At 69.0% G+C, this 19,882-nt stretch carries 14 protein-coding genes; 3 read left to right on the forward strand and 11 right to left on the reverse strand.

Annotated elements, in window-relative coordinates; genetic code table 11:
* Positions 1-8: 8 nt before the first annotated feature.
* Genes LNV23_RS01970 through thiL form a run of 5 tightly spaced genes read right to left on the reverse strand, consistent with a single transcriptional unit; the run spans position 9 to position 5,839 of the window.
* On the reverse strand, positions 9-2,810 hold the full coding sequence (locus LNV23_RS01970) for an ATP-binding protein (RefSeq protein WP_263561405.1): 2,802 nt from the start codon (positions 2,808-2,810) through the stop codon (positions 9-11).
* Positions 2,811-2,828: 18 nt separating this feature from the next.
* Positions 2,829-3,770, reverse strand: a complete 942-nt coding sequence (locus tag LNV23_RS01975) for a 2-hydroxyacid dehydrogenase (protein WP_263561406.1) — start codon at positions 3,768-3,770, stop codon at positions 2,829-2,831.
* Positions 3,767-4,267, reverse strand: coding sequence for a CinA family protein (locus LNV23_RS01980; protein ID WP_263516413.1), 501 nt, complete (start codon positions 4,265-4,267; stop codon positions 3,767-3,769). The genes LNV23_RS01975 and LNV23_RS01980 overlap by 4 nt, the downstream gene beginning before the upstream one ends.
* A gap of 40 nt (positions 4,268-4,307) precedes the next feature.
* On the reverse strand, positions 4,308-4,862 hold the full coding sequence (locus LNV23_RS01985; protein ID WP_263561407.1) for a phosphatidylglycerophosphatase A family protein: 555 nt from the start codon (positions 4,860-4,862) through the stop codon (positions 4,308-4,310).
* Complete coding sequence (gene thiL, locus LNV23_RS01990) at positions 4,859-5,839, reverse strand: thiamine-phosphate kinase (RefSeq protein WP_263561408.1); 981 nt, start codon at positions 5,837-5,839, stop codon at positions 4,859-4,861. The genes LNV23_RS01985 and thiL overlap by 4 nt, the downstream gene beginning before the upstream one ends.
* A gap of 210 nt (positions 5,840-6,049) precedes the next feature.
* Between thiL and LNV23_RS01995 the strand changes: the two genes are divergently transcribed.
* Positions 6,050-8,071 (forward strand): putative bifunctional diguanylate cyclase/phosphodiesterase, encoded by a 2,022-nt coding sequence (locus LNV23_RS01995; protein WP_263561409.1) that lies wholly within the window; start codon positions 6,050-6,052, stop codon positions 8,069-8,071.
* 80 nt (positions 8,072-8,151) lie between these two features.
* Positions 8,152-10,248 carry a M3 family metallopeptidase gene (locus tag LNV23_RS02000; RefSeq protein WP_263561410.1) on the forward strand — a complete coding sequence of 699 codons (2,097 nt, stop codon included), beginning with the start codon at positions 8,152-8,154 and terminating at the stop codon, positions 10,246-10,248.
* Between the two features lie 46 nt (positions 10,249-10,294).
* Here LNV23_RS02000 and LNV23_RS23935 read toward each other — a convergent pair whose 3' ends face one another.
* From LNV23_RS23935 to LNV23_RS02025, 4 genes are all read right to left on the reverse strand, one after another.
* Positions 10,295-13,447, reverse strand: coding sequence for a ligand-binding sensor domain-containing diguanylate cyclase (locus tag LNV23_RS23935; RefSeq protein ID WP_318023200.1), 3,153 nt, complete (start codon positions 13,445-13,447; stop codon positions 10,295-10,297).
* Between the two features lie 57 nt (positions 13,448-13,504).
* Positions 13,505-13,999: a CBS domain-containing protein gene (locus tag LNV23_RS02015; RefSeq protein WP_263561411.1), complete on the reverse strand. Its 495-nt coding sequence runs from the start codon at positions 13,997-13,999 to the stop codon at positions 13,505-13,507.
* A gap of 8 nt (positions 14,000-14,007) precedes the next feature.
* Positions 14,008-14,454 carry an OsmC family protein gene (locus tag LNV23_RS02020; RefSeq protein ID WP_263561412.1) on the reverse strand — a complete coding sequence of 149 codons (447 nt, stop codon included), beginning with the start codon at positions 14,452-14,454 and terminating at the stop codon, positions 14,008-14,010.
* Between the two features lie 85 nt (positions 14,455-14,539).
* Entirely contained in the window at positions 14,540-15,610 is a 1,071-nt protein-coding gene (locus tag LNV23_RS02025) for a flavodoxin family protein (protein ID WP_263561413.1), read from the reverse strand.
* 159 nt (positions 15,611-15,769) lie between these two features.
* On the opposite strand from LNV23_RS02025, the gene LNV23_RS02030 reads away from it, so the two are divergent.
* Positions 15,770-17,071, forward strand: coding sequence for a M16 family metallopeptidase (locus LNV23_RS02030; RefSeq protein ID WP_263561414.1), 1,302 nt, complete (start codon positions 15,770-15,772; stop codon positions 17,069-17,071).
* A 9-nt stretch (positions 17,072-17,080) separates the two neighbouring features.
* On the opposite strand, the gene LNV23_RS02035 is transcribed toward LNV23_RS02030, so the two are convergent.
* Positions 17,081-17,764: a response regulator transcription factor gene (locus LNV23_RS02035; protein ID WP_263561415.1), complete on the reverse strand. Its 684-nt coding sequence runs from the start codon at positions 17,762-17,764 to the stop codon at positions 17,081-17,083.
* Between the two features lies 1 nt (position 17,765).
* Positions 17,766-19,841: a sensor histidine kinase gene (locus tag LNV23_RS02040; protein WP_263561416.1), complete on the reverse strand. Its 2,076-nt coding sequence runs from the start codon at positions 19,839-19,841 to the stop codon at positions 17,766-17,768.
* Between the last annotated feature and the right edge of the window lie 41 nt (positions 19,842-19,882).

A 19,882-nucleotide genomic window follows, 5' to 3' on the forward strand; every position in this document is an offset into this window, starting at 1 on the left:
AAGGCCCATCAGGGCGCTCGGCGCGGCAGCTCCATCAAGAAACGACTGCCCTGGTCGGGCGTGCTGCTGACGCTGATGCGGCCGCCCAGCAGGGTGCTGACGATGTTGTGGGCAATGCTCAAGCCCAGGCCGCTGCCGCCCCGGCCGAACTTGGTGGTGAAGAAGGGCTCGAAGATGCGAGCGCAGACCTCGGCCACCATGCCCGTGCCATTGTCCTGAACCCAAAGCTGGACACGCTCCCCATCCAAAGCCTGGCCGCCAATCTCGACCTGCCCCCCGGAGCGGCCCTCGAAGGCATGGGCCATGGCATTGTTGACCAGGATGATCAGCACCTGCCCGAGCGGGCCGGGGAAGCTGTCGATGCTCAGTTCGGGGCCCAGCGTCAGCCGCGTCTCCAGCCCGGCCTGACGCAGCTGCATGGCTAGAGTCTGCAAGCATTGTTCGCCCAGCTCGCGCAGACTGAACTCGCGCCGCTGCTCCGAGCTGCGGTCCACCGCCACCTGCTTGAAGCTGCTGACCAGCGAGGCCGCCGTCTGCATGCTGCGGTTGATGACCTCCAGGCCGTCGCGCGTGCGGTCGGCGTACTGCACCCAGTCCGAACGCTTGAGCGCGCGCTGCTCCACCTGTTGGGAGAACTCTTCGGTGGCGCCGAGCAAGGTGCTGGCGATCAAGAGGCTGTTGCCGATCGGCGTGTTCAGCTCATGGGCCACACCGGCCACCATGGCGCCCAGCGCGGCCAGCTTCTCCTGGGCCATCAGCTGGCGCTGCAACTCGCTGACGCGCAGATAGGCACCGGCGTTGTCCAGAGCGATGGCAATGTAGGAACACAGGGTGCGGAAGATCACCTGCTGGCGCTCGCCATAGGCCTCGGCGCGCGGCGACTGGATGGTCATCACGCCGATCGCCCGCTCTCCCACCACCAAGGGCGCGAACAGCAGGCTTTTCAGCTCGCTGGTGCCCGGCACCTGCTCGCCGAGGCTCTCACCGGGCGGCTGATTCATCAGGTACTCGCGCCGCTCACGCAGGCAGCGCACCGTCAGCGAGCGCTCCGAGCTCATGGCAATCGGCGGGTCAATGAAGGGCTGGCCGTCCTCCATGCCGAAAGCGCAGTAGAGCTGCGTGCCCCCTTCGTCGAGCACATAGACCGACATGCAGGGGGCATCCAGCAAGGCATGGATATGGCGCTCCATGACATGGAAGACGCGGTCGGCTTCCAGCTCGTTGGTGATCTCCTGGCCGATGCTGCCCAGGCGCTGCAAGACCTCGTGCGAATCTCGCAACAGCTGGAAACGTGCCGCCTCAGACTCGGCCAGGCGGCGCAGGTGTTCGCTCTCGGCGCGGGCCCGCTCGATCTGATGATGCACCTGCAAGGCACTGGAGCGGCGCGAGGTCTCCTCGCTGAAGCTGCGCTGGCGCAGCTCATTGGCCCGCTGCGCCCAGTGGTAGGCCTGCTCGAAACCACCCTGGGCCGCGCTGGCCTTGGCGGCCGCATCGAGCAGGCGCACCTGGGGCGTGTAAGCCTCAAGGCTGCCAGCGCGCTGCAAGGCGCGCTCGTACCAGGCCAGGGCCGTCCCGGCCTCGCTCGGGCGTTGCAAGGCTTGGTCCTCGGCCTGCTGGATCTCGGCTCGGGCCCAGAGCAGATCCACTTCCTTGTCAGGCTCTTGCTGCTGCATGGCCATGGCCAGGCCAAGCTCGGCCTGGCGCCGCGCGGCGGGCAGATCACCCAGCTGCAGGGCCGCGCGGGCCAGGCCCAAGCGGGCATCGGTGAGCAAGTCTTGCGAACCCGAGGCTTCGGCCAGGGGCTGCAGCTGCGCAAAGGCGGATTGAGCGGCGGCACCCTGCCGGGAATCGAGCTCGGTACGGCCCAGATAGGACAGGGCCAGGGCGCGCGTGCGCGCCTCGGGCGGCAAGGCCGGCAACTGCAGGCATTCCTGCAGCAGCTCACGCGCATCGCCAAGCTGGCCCAGGCGGCGCAGGGCTTCGCCTGTGTGAGCCAAGCAAAGTGCGATCAGATTCGGCCAGCGCGAGGCACGCGCCAGGTCCAGGCCGCGACGCAGCCATTCCATGGCCGTTTGGAAGTCGCTCATCTTGGTGTAAGTGTGGCCAAGATTGGTGGCCAGGGTGATGGCGCGACGGATCTGCCCAGTGTGCAGGGCCAGCTCGAAGGCCTTGGAGTGGGCCTGGATAGAGGCCAGGTAATGCCCGCTCATGGCCGCCAGCAGGCCACGGAAATCTTCCAGCGCCGCGCCCTCCATGCGGGGCATGTCGGCGCTGTCGAGCGGCAGACGCGCACCCCACTCACGCTCGGCCGCCACCGGATCACCGAACACCTCGGCCCGGGCCAGATTGGCCTCCAACAAGGCCAGGCGATGCGGATCGCGGGCCTGGCGGGCGCAGGCAATGGCGCGCCTGAGTTCGTCCTTGAGGCCGCTGGCGTCACCGCGGTCGGCGGCCAGGTAGTGGCGCAGCCAATGCAGATCGGCCAGGCCGCTGCCATCGGCCAGACCCGCGAAGACCTGGCCGGCCTGCTTCATATGCAGTTGCGCCTCGTCCAGTTCGGCGAACAGCAGATGGGCTTCGGCGCGCAGCAGACTGAGCCGGCCGCGCACCGCCATGCGTTGCGGCTCGCGCCAGTCACTGGCGGTGATCAGTCCTTCGACATCCTGGGCCAACTCAAGTGCGCGCAAGGTGTCGCGCTGGCGCAGGGCCCAGGCCAGGAGCAGGCGCTCGGGCAGGGTATCGAGGACCGCGCCCTGCGCCAAGGTCTGCTCCAGGGCAGACACACTGGCATCGGTGGCGAAGAACTCCATGATGGCCCGCGCCTCGCCTCAGTAGCCCTGGCCGCGATCAACGCGGTGCATCAGCGGCTGACCGGCCCGCAGCGCCACCAGATTGGCCCGCACCTGGGGCACGGCCGTGCGCGGGTCGGTCTGCGCCGCGCAATGCGGCAGCACCGTCACGCGCGGATGGCGCCAGAACCCATGCTCGGGCGGCAGCGGCTCCTGCTGGAACACATCGAGCACCGCATGGCGCAGCTGGCCGCGGTCCAGGGCCGCCAGCAGTGCGTCCTCGTCGACATGGGCGCCGCGCGCCAGATTCACCAGGCAGGCCCCGGGCCGCATCTGAGCCAGGCGGGCCGCATCGAAAAATCCGCGTGTTTGCGGCGTCAGCGGCAAAAGGTTGATGACGATATCGGCCGCGGCCAGAGCCGGTGCCAGCTCGACCTCCCCGTGCCAGCGCTGCATGCCGGCCAGCTCACTGGGCCGCCGGCTCCAGCCATGCACGGCGAAGCCCAGGCCGGCCAGGGTCCGGGCCGTGCGCCCGCCCAACTCGCCCAGGCCCAAGACCAGCACCGCGCATTCGGCCGCACGGCGCTGCGGCGGTGCCTGCCAGAGCGCCTCGCGCTGCTGCGCCTGCAGCTCGAAAAACTGTCGGTGCAGAGACAGCACCGCCCACAGCGCCGTGTGCACCATGGCCTCGTTCATGGCCGGGTCCACCATGCGCGCCACGGGCACATCGGCCGGCAGGGTCGGGTCTTGCAGCAGGCGATCGACGCCGGCCCAGAGCGACTGGATCAGGCGCAGATTCGGCAGCCCACTCAAGGCGCCCGGCTCGGGGTTGGCCACCACGGCCACCTCGACCGCGGCCGCCTCCGCGGCATCGCGCGGCGGCTGCAGCAGCCACTGCTCCTCGGGCATGGCCTCGTGCAAGAGCCGCGCCCAGCGCTCGCCCTCGGCGGCCGACCAGCGCCCGCTCAGCAGCACGGTCATTGATCCTTGTCCTCCAGTGCCTCGCACAAGGCCATCAGGCCGGCGCGCAAGGTGGCAATGCGCACGGCATGACGGTCACCTGCGAAATGCTCGCGCCAGACCCGGGTGACGCTGCGGCCATGAACCAAGGCCAGCCAGACCGTGCCGACCGGCTTGTCGGTGCTGCCGCCGGTGGGGCCGGCGATGCCGGTCACGGCCAGGGCCCAGTCGATCGGCGCATGGGCCAGCAGGCCATGCGCCATGTGCAGGGCCACCTCGCCGCTGACAGAGCCATGCAGGCCGATCAAGGCCGCCGGCACGCCGAGCAGCTCGGTCTTCGATTCATTGCTGTAGCTGACCACGCCGCGCTCGAACCACTGGCTGGAGCCCGACAGGCTGGTGCAGGCGGCGGCGATCAAGCCGCCGGTGCAGGACTCGGCCGTGCCCAGGCGCTCACGGCGCTGGATCAGGGCGACGGCAATGCGGTCGATCAGCTCTTGCTCTTCGGGAAACAGCATGGGGGACCTCCGACAGGTTCAAGCCAGACTCAGGCCGAACTCAGGCCATGAGCGCGCGCCACAGCGCAATCACCACAAGCGTACATCCGGCGGCGACGAAATCATCAAACATGATGCCGAAACCCTGGGCCCAGCCGACAGGTTTGCCACGCTCGCCCTTGAACAGTTGGTCGGCCCAGCGCACCGGCCCCGGCTTGGCGGCGTCGAAGTAGCGGAACAGCGCAAAAGCCACGGCCTGGCCCCAGAAGCCGGCCGGCGTCACCAGCCAGAGGATGAGCCAGAAGGCCAGCACCTCGTCCCAGACGATGGCGCCGGGGTCAGGTGTTGCCAGATGGCGCGCGGTCATCGTGCAAGCCCACCAGCCGACCAGGGTGCCGCCGGCCAGCAGCCAGGCCCAGCTGCGGTCCGTCATCCAGGGGTTGAGGGCCAGAAAAGACACCCAGGCCCAGAGCGTGCCGACCGTGCCCGGCGCCTTGGGCGAGAGGCCGCTGCCGAAACCCAGGGCAATCCAATGCGCCGGATGCGGAAACATGAAGCGGGCCGTGGCGCGGCGCGGCACCAAGGGCGCCGTGGTGGGGGGTGAGGCGTCGCTCATGGAGATTTGAAATGGTCAAAACTGTTGAACTGCAGGGCCAGCGCCTGACCGGCGCCGTCATACAGGCGCAGGCCGGGCTCGGCCTCGATGCTGCCGATGCGCTGCACCGGCGTGCCGCTGGCCGCCGCGGCCGCCGCGACCGCCGCGCGCCCGGCCGCATCGCCCGGCGCGCTGAAGACCAGCTCGTAGTCGTCGCCCCCGGCCAGGCCGCATTCGCGCTGCAGGGTCAGGTCTTGCGCTGCCAGCACCGCGCTGCGCGGCAGGGCATCGACATCGAGCCGTGCGCCGACGCCCGAGGCCTTGAGGATGTGGCCCAGGTCACCGAGCAAGCCGTCCGAAACATCGATGGCACTGTGCGCCAAGCCGCGCAAGGCCAGGCCCAGCTGAACACGAGGCTGCGGGCATTCCATGGCCCGGCGCACCCGTTCGAAATCCTGGCCGCTGGCCAGGCTCGCTGTGCCGCGAAAGACCTCGAGCGCCAGGCGCGCATCGCCCAAGGTCTGGCCCGAAACATAGATGTCGTCGCCGACCCGCGCGCCACTGCGCAGCAAGGCCTGACCCCGCGGCACTTCGCCCATCACCGTGATGCAAATATTCATCGGCCCGGCGGTCGTGTCACCACCGACCAGGGCGATGCCATGGGCCTGCGCCAGCGCGAACAAGCCATGGGCGAAGCCGCTCAGAAAGGTTTCGTCCACGCGCGGCAGGCTCAGCGCCAGCGTGAAGGCGCGCGGCGTGGCGCCGCACGCGGCCAGATCACTGAGGTTGACCGCCAAGGCCTTGTGGCCCAGGCGCTCCGGCGCGACCGTGGAGAGGAAATGCCGGCCCTCGACCAGCATGTCGGAGGACACCAGCCATTGCATGCCCGGCGTTGGGTTGATGACGGCGCAGTCATCGCCAATGCCCACGGGTACTGCTTCGGCCGCGGGGTGGCTCTGGCTCTTGAAATAGCGCTGGATCAGATCGAATTCGCCCATGGGGGGAGATTGTGTCAGTGAGCCAGACCGCCGGCACTGCAGGCGCGCGATTCCTAGCGCGCAGCGTGCCCGAGACTCAAGCCCATGGCCGCTCGGACGATAAGATCTTCAGGAGTCGGGTTGATGGGCGTCCCGCCCCAAGCTGTCCCTTTCGTTGGACTCCCTTTGATGCGCGCAATCGAGACCGAAACGCGTGGAGGCCCAGACGCAATGCCTGTGACCGAGGCCGGCGCTGGCCCCGCCGCCCACCTGCCGCTGCAACTACTGCTGCGCTTTGCCGATGCCGCCTTCGAACAGCGCTTCATCGAGCACTACGTCGCTTTCTACTTTCGTTATGCCCAGCTGAGCCTGCTGCTGGGGGCGCTGCTGATCACGGGCGACTACCTGGTCGACCGCTTCGCCCACATCCACGGGCCGGCCAATCTGCTGCGCCTGACGCTGGCCGTGCCGGTGCTGCTGCTGGGCCTGGGCTTTTCGCTGCTGCCCAAGGCGCGCCAGCATTGGCAGCCGGTGATGGCCAGCTTCATCGTCACGGTGGCCCTGTGCCTGATGCTGATCCTGCTGCGCATCGATCAGGAGGGCGGCGCCGGGCTGAAGAGCTGGGTCGGCGTGCTGAACTTCACCTTTCTGGAGTTCTACTGCTTTGTGATCCTGGGCGTGCAGTTTCGCCATGCCCTGGCTTCGGGCGCGCTGATCATGGCGGCCTTTCTCTACGCGCTGGGGTGGCATGCAGGCCTGCCCGCCCAGGAGGCCGGCTACTGGTCCTATCACGTGCTCACGGTCTTCATCCTCGCGGCCGGCATCGGCTGGTGGCGCGAGTACCTGCTGCGCAAGGAGTTCATGGCGCGCGCCGCCCTGGACGACTCCTTGCGCGCGGCCGAACAGCGGGCCCTGCGTCTGGCCCACTATGACGAGGTCACGGGCTTGCCCAACCGCCGCCTGTTCGCCGAGCTGGCCGCGCCGGCGCTGGAACGCGCACGGCACGGCGCCGGCGGCTGCGCCGTGCTGCATGTCGAGATCGACCGCTTCGGCGGCGTCCATGAGCTCTACGGCCATGGCCAGGGCGAGCTGGTGTTGGCCACCATCGCCCGGCGCTTGCGCGCCTGCCTGCGCGGCGGCAGCGACCTGGCGGCCGTACCGGTGGTGGCCCAGGAGCCCAGCCTGCTGGCGCGGTTCGGTGACCAGGCTTTCGCCATCCTGATCCCTGAACTCACGGGTCAGGAGCACGCCTCGGCGGTCGCGCAGAGATTGCTCGCGGCGGTCGCCAAGCCGGTCGCGGTCGACGGCCAGCCACTGCGCTTGTCGGCCAGCATCGGCATCGCGATGTTTCCCGGCGACGCCACGGACCTGCTCCATCTGAGCCGCTGCGCGGAACAGACTGCACGTGTCGCCGCGGAGGCCGGCGGCGCCCGGCACAAGTTCTTCGACGAGGCGCTCAACGCCCGCGCCAGAAAGCGCGTGCTGCTGGAAGCTGAGTTGCGAGAAGCCCTGCAGGCCGGGCAACTGCGTCTGCACTACCAGCCCAAGGTGGACGCGCGCAGCGCCGGACTGGTCGGCGCCGAGGCCTTGCTGCGCTGGCAGCACCCGGAGCGTGGCCTGCTGCCACCCGGCGATTTCATCGCTCTGGCCGAAGAAAGCGGCCTGATCACGCCTCTGACCGACTGGGTGCTGCACACGGCCTGCCAGAGCCTGCGCCGCTGGTCAGACCAGGGGCTGCCGGCCTTGCCGCTGTCGGTGAACCTGCCGGCTTCGAGCCTGGCCGATGCCGGCCTGCCCGAGCAGCTCGAGGGCTTGGTGCGGCAGTACCAGCTCCGTCCTGCCAGCCTGATGCTCGAACTGACCGAGACCATGGTCTTGCGCGATGTGGCCACCGCGGTCGGCGTGCTGGACCGTCTGCGCGCCCTGGGCTTTGGCCTGTCGCTGGACGACTTCGGGACCGGCTACTCCTCGCTGAGCCACCTCAAGCGCCTGCCCATGAGCGAGCTGAAGATCGACCGCGCCTTTATCACCGACGTGGCCCGTGGCGGCCGCGACGCGGCCCTGGCCGCGGCCATCATCACCTTAGGAAACGAGCTCGGCCTGCAAGTGGTGGCCGAGGGGGTTGAGACCGCGGAACAGTCGCAGTTCCTGATCGGCCGAGGCTGCCCGCTGCAGCAAGGCTATCTGTTCTCCAGGCCCGTGCCAGGGGCGGATTTCGAACGCATGCTGCAGTCGGGAACGACCCGACGCTAGCGCCATCAGGGACACTCCTCCAGCGCCACCCCAGTTCACCCGTTCACCGTTCACCTATTCACCCCCACCACCACCCACCCATGCGCCGCCTCCTGCTCCCCCTGCTGCTCGCCAGCGCCTTCACCGCCAGCGCCCGCGACAACCCCCTGCTCCAGCCCTCGACCCTGCCCTTGGGCTACCCGCATTTCGACCAGATCCAGGACAGCGACTTCGCCCCCGCCCTGGAGGCCGGCATGGCCCTGCATTGGCGCGAGGTCGATGCCATCTTGCGCAACCCGGCCGCGCCGAGCTTTGCCAACACGGTGGAAGCGCTGGAGCGGGCCGGTCGCCTGCTGGGCCGCGCACAAAACCTGCTCGGCAGCCTCAGCGGCACCGACAACAACCCGGCGCGCCAGGCCTTGCAACAACGCTTCGCGACCGAGATGGCGGCGCACCGCGACCGCATCGCGCTGGACCCGCGCTTGTTCGCACGCCTGGACGCGCTGCTGGCGGCCAAGCCCAAGCTGGCCGCAGACCAGCAGCGCCTGCTGGAACGCATGCACCGCAATCTGCGCCGCGCCGGCGCCGAGCTGCCGGCCGACAAGCAGCAGCGCCTGCGTGCCATCAACAGCCAGCTCGCGCAGATGGGCGCCGAATTCAACCGCAAAGTGCTGGCGGGCGTGAACGAGGCCGCGCTGTTCGTCAGCGAACGCGCCGAGCTCAAGGGCTTGCCCGAGAGCGAGATCGATGCGCTGAAGCAGCCCAGTGACGGGCGCTACAAGATCGCGCTGCTGAACACCACCGGCCAGCCCCTGCTCGAGCGCTTGCAACACCGCCCCTTGCGTGAGCGGCTCTACAAAGCCTCGATCGCGCGCGGCAGCCTCGGCGACGGCAACGACACCACCGCCCTGGTCAGCCGCTTTGCCGGCCTGCGCGCCGAGCGCGCGGCCTTGCTGGGCTTTGCCACCTATGCCGATTTCGAGTTGCAGGAGCAGACCGCCCGCGAGGTCAAGACGGTCAACACGCTGCTGCGCCAGCTCGCGCCGGCGGCGCTGGCTTCGGCGCGCCAGGAGCAGGCCGCGCTGCAAGGCCTGGCCGACCGCGAGCAGGACGCCGCCGGGCAACCACGCTTCGCCTTGCAGGCCTGGGACTGGGCCTTCTACAGCGAGCGCCTGCGCGCGGTCCAGCATGGCTACGACGGCGAACAGCTGCGCCCCTACCTGGAGCTGCAGAACGTGCTCGAGCGCGGCGTTTTCCACGCCGCCCACGAGCTCTTCGGACTGAGCTTCAAGCGCCGCCACGACCTGCCGGTCTACCACCCCGATGTGCAGGTCTGGGAGGTCTTGGCGCCGAACGGCAAGACGCAAGCCCTGCTGCTGCTCGACCTCTATGCCCGCCCCAGCAAGCGCGGTGGCGCCTGGGCTAACGCTTATGTGCGACAGAGCCAGCTGTTCGGCGAGAAGCCGGTGGTCGGCAACCATCTGAACATCGCCAAGCCGGCGACCGGCCAGCCGACGCTGCTGAGCTGGGACGAGGCCAACACCTTGTTCCATGAGTTTGGCCACAATCTGCACAGCATGCTCAGCGACATCCGCTACCCCGGCCTGGGCGGCACCCCGCGCGACTATGTCGAGTTCCCTTCGCAGGTCAACGAGATGTGGCTGACCTGGCCCTCGGTGTTCAAGAACTACGCCCGCCATCACCAGACCGGCGCACCCATGCCCGAGGCCTTGTTGAACAAGGTGCTCGGTGCCAAGACCTTCAACCAAGGCTTTGCGACCACCGAATACCTGGGCGCCACCCTGCTCGACCAGCGCTGGCACCAGCTCAGTGCCGCCGAGGTGCCCGCGCCTGAGCAGGTGATGGCCTTCGAGGCCCGCGTGCTGCAACAAGAAGGCTTTGGCCCCGAGCAGACCCTGGTCGCGCCGCGCTACCGCACGCCCTACTTCAGCCATATGGTCGGCGGCTACTCAGCTGGCTATTACAGCTATCTGTGGAGCGAGCTGCTCGACGCCACCACGGCCGAGTGGATCGAAAACAAGGGCGGCCTGAACCGAAAGACCGGTGAGCGGCTCAAGCGCCATGTCTTCGCCATTGGCGGCAGCAAGGACATCATGGCCGAGTTCGAGCAGATGGTCGGCTCCAAGCCCAAGCTCGAGCCCTATCTGAAGCGACGCGGTCTGACGCTGAGCCGCTGAATCGGCACAGGCCGGCCTGGGCACGGCGAGAAGCCGAGTCCAGGCCCTATTTGGCTGAGCCTCCAGCCCGCAACACCAGGCGCGTGTCCGCGGCGTCCCAAACGCTCAAATCCCTCGGCACCGATTTGGGTGCCAGATCCCGGGCCTCGACCGCACCGACATAGCCATCGCGCCCCAGGTCCTTGGCGGCATACAGGGCCGAGTCGGCCAAGGCCAACGTAGCCGGCCAGTCCCAGGCACGCGGGCGGCGGGGGTCGAGCGGGAAAGCGGCAAAGCCGATCGACACGGTGACGGCCACGCTCTGACCGAAGCCGATGTCAAAAGGCAGATCGCGCACAGCGGCGCAGGCACGCGCGGCCAGCTCGGCCGCGTCTTCGCGCTGGCTTGCGCGCACCAGCACCAGCACCTCTTCGCCGCCCCAGCGCACCAGGGAATCGGTGGCGCGGAAGACATGGCGCAGGCGATCGGCCAGGGTCACCAGCACGGCATCACCGGCGGCATGACCGTGGACATCATTGACGCGCTTGAAATGGTCGAGATCCAAGAGCATCAAGACCAGATCGCTGTCCGGACCGGGCAGCACATGGCCGGCATCGGCACCGGCCTCGAAACGACGCAGGCACAGAGGCAGGTCGTCCTGCAGACGCAGTTCCAGATAGCGCCGGTTGCGCAGCCCGGTCAGCGCATCGGTGAGGCTGGCTTCGCGCAGCTCGGCCGTGCGTTCGTTGACCAGGGCTTGCAATTCGGCTTCGCGGCGGCGCAGCACGCGGGTGCGCCAGCGCACAAAACCCCAGAGCGCCAGCAGCAGCAAGGCCGCGCCGGCCAGCCGCGCCCAGACGGTCTGCCACCAGACAGGCAGCAGCTCGACGGGCAGCGCCAACTGGACCGGGCCCCAGAGCGTCGGGTGCGCACTGACGCGCACCTGCAAGGCATACAGCCCCGGTTGCAGAGGGCCGAAGCTGGGGCTGCGCGCACCGGGGTCGACGCTGGTCCAGTCGCTGTCCAGGCCGAGCAGCCGGTACTGGTAACGCAGGCGGCTGGGGTCGGCATAGTCCAGACCGGCAAATTCGACGCTGAAGGTGCGCGTGCCGGCCGGCAGGCGCAGGCGCATGGGCTGGTCGGGCCGCTCGGCCTGCGCCGCAGACTCAGGACGGTAGGGCTGGCCGTTGACGCGCAGGGCACTGATGACCAGGGGCAGCGCGCCTGCGCTGGGCTCGAACAGCTCGGGCTGCACCCGCAGAAGGCCGCGGCTGCCGCCAAACAACAGCGCGCCGCCCGGCAGCTCGGAGCTGGCGAAGAACCAGAAGCTGCCGAAGGCCGCGCCCTCGGCCAGGCCGAAGCCGTCGAGGCGATCGGTCTTGGGGTCGTAGACGTAAAGCTGGCTCCAGATGCGGCCGCGGCCATCCTCGTGCAGATTGCCGCCGAACACGCCTTCGGTGCCAAGGCGCTCGCCGATGCGGTCGAAACGGGCCCGGCCCTCGGCATCCCAGCCGCGCAGGCGATGCAGGCCGGCGACCGGCGTGTCCAGCCAGAGCGTGCCGTCACGCGCCAGCAGCAAGCCCATCACCACCGGGCTGGCCAGGGTCTCGCCCGGCGCCTGGGGCACGACCTCCAGCCGGCCCGGCTCCTGTTGGACGCCCGTACTCTCTCGGAAGAGACCTTGCTGCCCACCGGCCCAGAGCCGGCCTGAGTCAGCGGTACCCGGCGGCACCTCGATCAGTGCATGGATGCCTCCGTGCAAGGGCGAGCCATCGGCGCGCAGCACCCGCTGCAGCGCCGGCGCTGTCGGGCCGGCGAGGCGGTACAAGCCCTCCTGCATGCCCAGCCAGACCTCACCGTTGGCACGCAACAGCAGGCGCTGCGCGCGCCCGCCATCCAAAGGCCAGTCGCGCAAGAGGCGGCCCTGAGCCGAACGGTGCTCCAGGCGGCCGGCGGCGGCCATCCACAGACTGCCATCGGGCGCCTCGGCCAGCGAATCGACCACGCTGCTGCGCTCGCGCGGCCACAGGCCGAGCGTGGCCAGGCCCTGACCGGGCCGGCCGTCGAGACGTACCAGCCGGCCGCTCTGCGTGGGGGCCAGCACTTCGCCGCTGCGCAAGCGCAGCAAGGCGCGCACATCGGCGTCGGCCAAGGGGGCGGCCGAATCGGGGTCGGGGCCACGCACGGCCAGCGCCGGATGCTGCTGGTGGCGCTGCAAGCCCAGGCCATAGCCGGTGACCCACATGGCGCCGCTGGCGTCGCGCAGCAGACCACTGATGTCATTGCCGGCCAGGCCGCTCAAGCGGCGCGGATCATGGCGCAGCCGCGCTTCGATCTCACCATTGAGCGGGTTGACCCAGAGCAGGCCCACCTTGCTGCCCACCCAGAGCCGCCCGTCGCTGGCCAGAGCCAGGGCTTGCAGCGGGGTGTGCAGCTCCTGCACCCAGCGCACCCGGCCCTGCTCGACCACGCCCAGCCGGCCGTCCTGCGTGCCCAGCCAGATGCGGCCGGCCCGGTCTTCCGCCAGCGCCAGCACCGGCGAGCCCGATTCAATGCCTGGCAGGGCCAGGGATTCCCAGACCCCGTCGGCCCGCCGGCGCGACAGGCCACGCCAATGGCCGGCCCAGACCGTGCCGTCGCGGGCGATCTGCAAGGCCAGCACACGCGCCTCTGGCGCGCCCTGCCAGCGCAAGTCCTGCGCCTCGAAGCGGCGGGTCACCGGCGTGTAGCGCCACAGACCTTGGCCCAGGGTACCGACCCAGACCTCGCCTTGCGCGTCTTCCGCCAGCGCCCGGATCGGTGCATGGGGGCCGGCGGCACCACGGGCGCTGCCCAGCGATTCGATGCGGTCCTGTGCAGGGTCAAAGGCCATCAAGCCCAGAAATTCGGTGCCGATCCACATGCGGCCGTCGCGGCCGGGGCTCAAGGCGCGGACCCAGCCCAGATTGCGCTGGGCACTGGTCGGGCCCGCCTGTTCAATGGGGCGAAGCCGGTAACCGTCGTAGCGGGTCAGGCCCTTGCTGGTGGCCACCCAGATGAAGCCGGCGCGGTCTTGCGCGATGGCCGGCACCGTGCTCTGCGGCACCGTCACGCTGCGGAACTGCACCTCCATGGCGCTGCCACCTGGACCGGCATGGGCAGGGCGCCAAAGAAGGGGAAGCAGCGCCAGCAGAAGCAGCAGACAGCGCAGGCCTGGCAGGCTGTCGAAGGGAGAGCGCATGGATGAAATTGTAAGCAGCGGCGCCAGCCCAGCCCGGCCGGAACGGCCACCGCCGCCTCACTGATAGCCCACACCCATGACATAGTTGCGCAAGAGCTGCTCTTCCTGATCGCCGGCGGCCAGCAAAGCGCGCAGGCCATCGCGCAGAGTCAACACACCGAGCGGCTTGCGACCGGCGCCGATCAAGAAGGCATGGATCAGGCCGCGCTCATGCATGCGGTTCAAGACCTCGCGCAGCAGGTCATCGGGGGCGCAGGAGGTGAATTCGCGCTGCATGACATCGGCCGCACGGGTGGCGAAGAAGTCGGCGTGCCCCAGGCCCAGTTGCCGGATCAACAGGGTCTCGGTGATGATGCCCTGGGCCACCCCGACGGCATTGCAGACCACCACGGCGCTGATCTGCGCGCTCGACAGCAGGGCTGCCACCTCGACCAGCAAGGCATCCCCGCCCACGGTGCGCAGGCGCGACGCAGCCACATCGGCCATGCAGCCCAGACGCAGCTGCTCGGCACTGGCTTGCTGTTCGGCGGCGGCAACCAGAGGGGTTTCCACGGCCGGGCTCATGACGTCGCCTGCGCCAGCGTGGCTTGCAAACTGATCTCGGCCACGCTGGCCAGGGCCTTGGACAGAGGGCATTCGCGCTTGGCGGTCTCGGCCAGGGCCTGGAAGCGAGCCTCATCGAGGCCGGGCACTTCGGCGCGCAGCTGCAGGGCGATGCGGTCGATCACAAAGCCCTCGCCGGCGGCGCTCAGGCGCACGCTGGCCCGGGTGTCGACCGTGCGGGTGGCAAAACCTGCCTTCTCGCAGGCAAAGGAAAAGGCCATGGTGAAACAGGCGGCATGGGCCGCGCCCAGCAGCTCCTCGGGGTTGGAACCGCGCCGCTCATCACCGAAGCGGCTGGCGAAACCGTAGGGATGGTCCTGCAAAGCGCCAGACTCGGTGCTGATCTGGCCCAGGCCCTGCTTGCCGGCGCCGTTCCATAGAACACTGGCGGTCTTTTCGCTCATGGTGAATCCTTTCGTGGGTGCTGTAGGCAGCGAAGCTTCGATGGCCGCACCGGGCTCGCACTCAGGCGAGGCCGGTGCGGAGGAATCATTTCGGGCGCGGCGGCTGGACCGGGGGGCCGCTCGGCTGCAGCCGCCCAGCGCGCAGGTCCTGAACGGCCTGCAGCAGGGCACGGGCGACATTGCGAACCTCTTCCTGCACGGCGCTGTCCGCGTCCAGCGCTTCATGGCTGTCGCAGTAGGGCTGGTAGTAGCCGATATAACGGTCGAGCTTGGCCGCCGCGCCGGCGTCAAGCAGGCCCATCCACTCGAGCCAGTCACAGAGACCTCGCCGGTGCACCTCGACGCCGGCCACATCGCCATGGACAACCACGCCAAACACCCGGCCAGCCAGATGCTTGGGATAGTCCCAGCCCTGGGCTTCGAGTTGCTTGGCCTCGACCAGGTGCTTGCCATGGGTGGAGCTGGGGTCCGGGTTGCCGCCATCGGCGGCGACCAGGCGGTCCATCATCAGCTTGAGCGGGCTGGGCGACTGGTACCAGTAGGTCGGCGCCAGGATGATGACCCCATGCGCAGCGACCCAGCGCTCGTAGATCTCGGCCATCCAGTCGTCGGCCTGGGCCAGCGCGTGGTTGGGGTAGCAGCTGCAGGGCCAGTGGCACAGTGGCATGGCGCTGGACACGCAGCCCTTGCAGGGGTGGATGGAGCAGCCGTACTCGGAGGTCACCCGACTCAGATCCAGCAAGTCGACCTGCATGCCGGCGGCCTCCAGCACTTCGCGGGCCAAGCCGCTCAAGCGCCAGGTCTTGGATATTTCGCCCGGACAGGTCCCGTCATTGCGCGCGCTGCCGCAGACCAAGAGCACGCGTGAGGGCGTGGCGGCCTCAGCCCAGTGCTGCTGCGCCGCCAGCAGGCGCTCGCGGGTCTCCAGCCACTGCACCGAGATCTCGTAGGCCGGGTCGGCAAAGCCGGGGCCGCCGGGCCGGGTCAAGGGCGCTTTACGGCCCTGCTCCAGGGCGTCCCAAGCGATGGCTTCGAGGCGATCGATGGCGGCCTGCTCGCTGCGGTAAGCCGGGTCATAGAAACGGAGCTGAAAGCGCTGCTGGAACTCCGCGCGCGTCAAGGGCGCGGAAGCCTGTCCGGTGCGGGGAATGCTCATCACATGCGTCCTGGCCAGCAATAGAGATGCCGCATCGTCCAGCGCCGCCGCCCGCGCGTCTGTTCGCTGTCAAACAGTTGGGGCTTGGCGCGGCCTTGGACACGAACCGCCCCGAGGCAACGACACTAGCGGTCTTTCCCCGCCATTCGCCGCCGCCCCTTGAAGCCACACGCCTCGCCCCGCTCCGCCACCCAAGTCAGCAGGCTCGCCAACGACCTGCGCACCGTCGCCATCCCCATGCCCTGGCGCGAAACGATCAGCCTGAGCGTCTTCATACGCACCGGCAGCCTCCATGAAAGCGCGCGCCTGAACGGCATCAGCCATGTGGTCGAGCACATGGCCTTCAAGGGCACGGCCAGCCGCGACTGCCAGCGCATCAACCTCGACGCCGAGGCCCTGGGCGCTGAGCTCAATGCCCACACCGACAAGGACCACACGGCCTTTCACATCGAAGGCCTGCCGAGCGACCTGCCGGCCTTCATCGAGCTGCTGGCCGACATCGTGCTGAACAGCAGCTTCCCGGCCGAGGAGCTGGAGCGCGAGCGCGGCGTCATCGTGCAGGAATTCAGCGAGTTCGAGGACGACCCGACCAGCGCCGCCTTTCAGTTGCTCGACCGCGCCTGCTACGGCGCCGCCCACGCGGCCGGCCGGCCCATCATCGGCACACGCGCCAACATCCTGCGCTTCAGCCGCGACGATCTGCTCGCCTATGTGCGGGCGCAGTACAGCGCCAGCAATGTGGTGGTGGCGGTGGCCGGGCCGATTGACGCCAGCGCCTTCGAGCGCGCGGTGGCCGCGGCCTTTGGCGCCATGCCAGCCGGCAGCCCGCACACCTTGAGCGCACCGAGCTGGCAGGGCGGGCTGAAAACGCGGCGCATGGCCGGCAGCGGCCAATGCCAGATCCTGCTCGGCTTCCCCGCGCCCAGCCTGGGCGATGTGCACAGCAATCAGCACCTGCCCCATGTGCTGGCCGCGGCCCTGCTGGGCGAGGGCATGAGCTCGCCCTTGTTGGATGAGATTCGCGAGCGCCGCGGGCTGGCCTACCACGTGGCTTGTTCGGCCGACATCCTGCCGCTCTACGGCCAGTTCGTGATCGAGGGCGCCACGGCGCCGGCCCAGGCCGAAGAGTTCTTGCAGGCGGTGCATCAGCTCCTGCACCACCAGGCCCAGGGCCCCTTGGACCCGGTGGCCTTGGCGCGCGCCCGCAAGCAGCTGCAGATGCGCGGCCTGCGTGCGCTGGAACAGCCGGCGCGGCGCATGGAAAGCGCGGCCCAGGAGCTGTTCAGCTTCGGCCGCCTGCGCGATGCGCATGAGGCGATGGCGCAGCTGCAGGCCGTCACGGCCGCGCAGGTTCAGGCGGTGTTTGAAACCCTGTTGCAAGCCGGGCAGCGGCCAGCGGTGGCGCTCGCTGGCAGCGTGCCTCAGCGGGTGCGGGCTCGGGCAGCCGAATTGTTCGCCTGAGTCAAAGACTCAGCCGGCCTCGCTCTTGCGCAGCAGATTGCTGAGTTCGACCGCCGACTTGACGTTCATCTTCTCGAACACCCGCGCCCGGTGCACCTCGACCGTGCGCACGCTGATGTGCAGCTGGTCGGCGATCAGCTTGTTGGGCAGGGCCTGGATGACCAGCTGCATGACCTCGCGCTCGCGCTCGGTGAGCTCGGCCACGCGCTGGGCCATCTGGCCGCGCTGCTGGCGCGCCTCGATCGCCTGGCCGCTCAGGGCCAGTGCTTGTTCGATGCGGTCGACCAGGCCGTTGTCGGAAAACGGCTTCTCCACAAAGTCGAATGCCCCGCGTTTCACGGCGGCCACGGCGGTGGGCACATCGCCATGGCCGGTCAGGAAGATCACCGGCAGCAGCGGCGGCTGCACCACCCCCTGATCCAGGCCGCCGCACAGGCCGCGCTGCAGCAGGCGCTCGAACAAAGCCAGGCCACTCATGCCGGGCATGCGCACATCGAGCAGCAGGCAGGACGGTGCGTCGGGCCAGTCGCGCGCCTGCTCGGGCCGCGCGTCCAGCATGGCTTCGAAGGCCTCGGCGCTGGCAAAGCCCTCGGACAGCAACCGCCGCGAGCGCAGCAGCCAGCCCAAGGCGTCGCGCACCACGTCTTCGTCATCGACCAGGTAGACCACGGGCAGTTTTCGGCTGTTGTTCATCTCAGGACTCCGGGCCGGCACTGGCGGCCGGCAAGGTGAAACGGAACTCGGTGCCACCAGGGGCTGCTTCGCGTTTGAAATAGTCCATGGCACCGCCATGTTGCTCCACCACGGTGCGGCACAAGCTCAGGCCCAAGCCCATGCCCTCGGCCCGCGTGGTGAAGAAGGGGGTGTAGAGCTGGCGACCGACCTCGGGCGGAATGCCGGGCCCGCAGTCCAGCACCGAGATGCTGACCCAGCGGCTGTCGACCACGGCGGCGCGCAGGGTCAGCAGGCGCTGCGGCGCGGCTGTGTGCTCTTCCATGGCCTGGATGGCATTGCGCGTCAGGTTCAGCAGCACCTGCTCGACCATGGTGCGGTCACAGCGCACACGCGGGCTGGGCTCGGGCAGCTCCAGGGCGATGCGGGTGCCGCTTTTGCGCGCCTGCAGGCGCACCAGGGGCAGCACGGCCTCGAAGAGCTGGTCCACGGCGATCGTTTCGCGCGATTGCTCGCGCCGGCGCACAAAGCCATGCACGCTCTTGATCACCCGCCCGGCCCGCTCGGCCTGCTCGGCGATACGCAGCGCGGCCTGGCGCACCAGGTCGGGTGTCTGCGGGTCGTCCGGCTCATTGGCGAGCAGATTGACCGAGGCGGTGGCATAGCTGGCGATGGCCGCCAGCGGCTGGTTCAGCTCATGGCTGAGCAGGGACGCCATTTCACCCATGGTGGCCAGGCGGGCCGTGGCCTGCAGACGCTCCTGCTGCTGGCGCGAGAGCTCTTCCATGCGGCGCTGGTCGGAGACATCAAGCACGGCGCTCATCCAGCCGGTCTGCTGGCCCTGCGCATCAAGCAGGGGCGCTTCGAAAATCAGCACCGGAAAGCGCTCGCCATTGCGGCGCATGAAGACGGTCTCGAAGCCCTGGCGCGGGTCCTGGCCGCCGGGGCGGTTGTCGGCGGCCCAACGGGCGCTGCGGTCGGCGTGCCGGCGACGGTATTCCTCGACGAACTCGGGCGGCCAGTAGGGCGGCGTGTCATCGGGCCGGTCGGGCCGAGCGCCGTGACCCAGCAGTTCCTCGGCCTTGAAGCCGACCATGGCGCAGAAGGCCGGGTTGACGTAGCTGATGCTGCCGGCCATGGTGCGGGCGCGCAGTCCGGTGATCAGCGAGTTCTCCATGGCATGGCGGAAGGCCAGCGATTCGGCCAATGCCGATTCGGCCAGCGCGCGGCGCCGGCCATCGCGCGCCAGCAGGATCACCAAGGCGAACAAGCTCAGCGACAGACCCAGCACCAGGGCGGTGGCCAGGTTGGGAATCAGCTTGGGGCGGCCGGTGGAGGCATCGACCTTGAGCTGCAGGGTGAGGCCCGGCAAGTCAACCAGGCGCTCGGCCAGGTAGACACCGGCGCCGCGCGACAGACCGGTCCGCGCCAAGCGGGTGCCATCGCCCTCCACAAAGCTGAGCTCGTGGCCACGGATCAGGTCCTGCGTGACGGCCTCCTCCAGCAGGTGGCGCAGGCTCAGCGTGGCGACCAGATACGAGTCCACCGCCTTGGCGTTCAGCAGCGGCAGACACAGGTCCACCACTTCCAGGCCCTCGCCGCCGGGCAAGGGGATGAAGTAGCTGTGCGAATAGAGCTGGGTGCCTTGGCGCTGAGCGGCGGCACAGGCCAGCTCCGTCTCCACCTGCATCTGGCCGCGCGGCAGCTGCTTGAACAAGGGCGACACATAAGGTGACTCGGCCACGTCCAGCACCTGCAGATGGGCGTCGCGGAACTCGATACGCATGACGGCGCGCAAGCGGCGCAGCAGCTCGGCTTCGTCGCCCATGCGGCGTGGTCGCGTCCGATCCTGCCAGAGCAAGCCCTGAAGGCCTTGCAGGTCCTGTCCCGCCAACTGCCTGACGCGCGCTGCCACCTCGGTGGCCACCTGGTCCACCTGCTCTTGAGCACGTGCGTCCTCATAGCTGAGCGTCAGCGCGACCAGCAGCGACTGCGCCACCACCAGCAGGCCCAGCAGTGCACCCCATAGCAAGGCCCGCCGCCAATTCCAGGGGCGGGCAGGTTCGACACGCGGAGTCGGGAACGGGGCGAAATTCAAATGCAGCTGTCCTTCAGGCCTGAGCGGAGTATCGGGCTGAG

The organism is Kinneretia sp. DJ1R-11 (genome assembly GCF_025717595.1).
In the GTDB taxonomy this organism is placed as follows: domain Bacteria; phylum Pseudomonadota; class Gammaproteobacteria; order Burkholderiales; family Burkholderiaceae_C; genus Paucibacter_A.

What these genes read in the sequence shown, in the direction of transcription:
- LNV23_RS02025 (WP_263561413.1), bottom strand. Translation starts at nt 15,610, where the DNA reads ATGAGCATTCCCCGCACCGGACAGGCTTCCGCGCCCTTGACGCGCGCG.
- thiL (WP_263561408.1), bottom strand. Translation starts at nt 5,839, where the DNA reads ATGGGCGAATTCGATCTGATCCAGCGCTATTTCAAGAGCCAGAGCCAC.
- LNV23_RS01995 (WP_263561409.1), top strand. Translation starts at nt 6,050, where the DNA reads ATGCCTGTGACCGAGGCCGGCGCTGGCCCCGCCGCCCACCTGCCGCTG.
- LNV23_RS01980 (WP_263516413.1), bottom strand. Translation starts at nt 4,267, where the DNA reads ATGCTGTTTCCCGAAGAGCAAGAGCTGATCGACCGCATTGCCGTCGCC.
- LNV23_RS02035 (WP_263561415.1), bottom strand. Translation starts at nt 17,764, where the DNA reads ATGAACAACAGCCGAAAACTGCCCGTGGTCTACCTGGTCGATGACGAA.
- LNV23_RS01975 (WP_263561406.1), bottom strand. Translation starts at nt 3,770, where the DNA reads ATGACCGTGCTGCTGAGCGGGCGCTGGTCGGCCGCCGAGGGCGAGCGC.
- LNV23_RS01985 (WP_263561407.1), bottom strand. Translation starts at nt 4,862, where the DNA reads ATGAGCGACGCCTCACCCCCCACCACGGCGCCCTTGGTGCCGCGCCGC.
- LNV23_RS23935 (WP_318023200.1), bottom strand. Translation starts at nt 13,447, where the DNA reads ATGCGCTCTCCCTTCGACAGCCTGCCAGGCCTGCGCTGTCTGCTGCTT.
- LNV23_RS02000 (WP_263561410.1), top strand. Translation starts at nt 8,152, where the DNA reads ATGCGCCGCCTCCTGCTCCCCCTGCTGCTCGCCAGCGCCTTCACCGCC.
- LNV23_RS01970 (WP_263561405.1), bottom strand. Translation starts at nt 2,810, where the DNA reads ATGGAGTTCTTCGCCACCGATGCCAGTGTGTCTGCCCTGGAGCAGACC.
- LNV23_RS02020 (WP_263561412.1), bottom strand. Translation starts at nt 14,454, where the DNA reads ATGAGCGAAAAGACCGCCAGTGTTCTATGGAACGGCGCCGGCAAGCAG.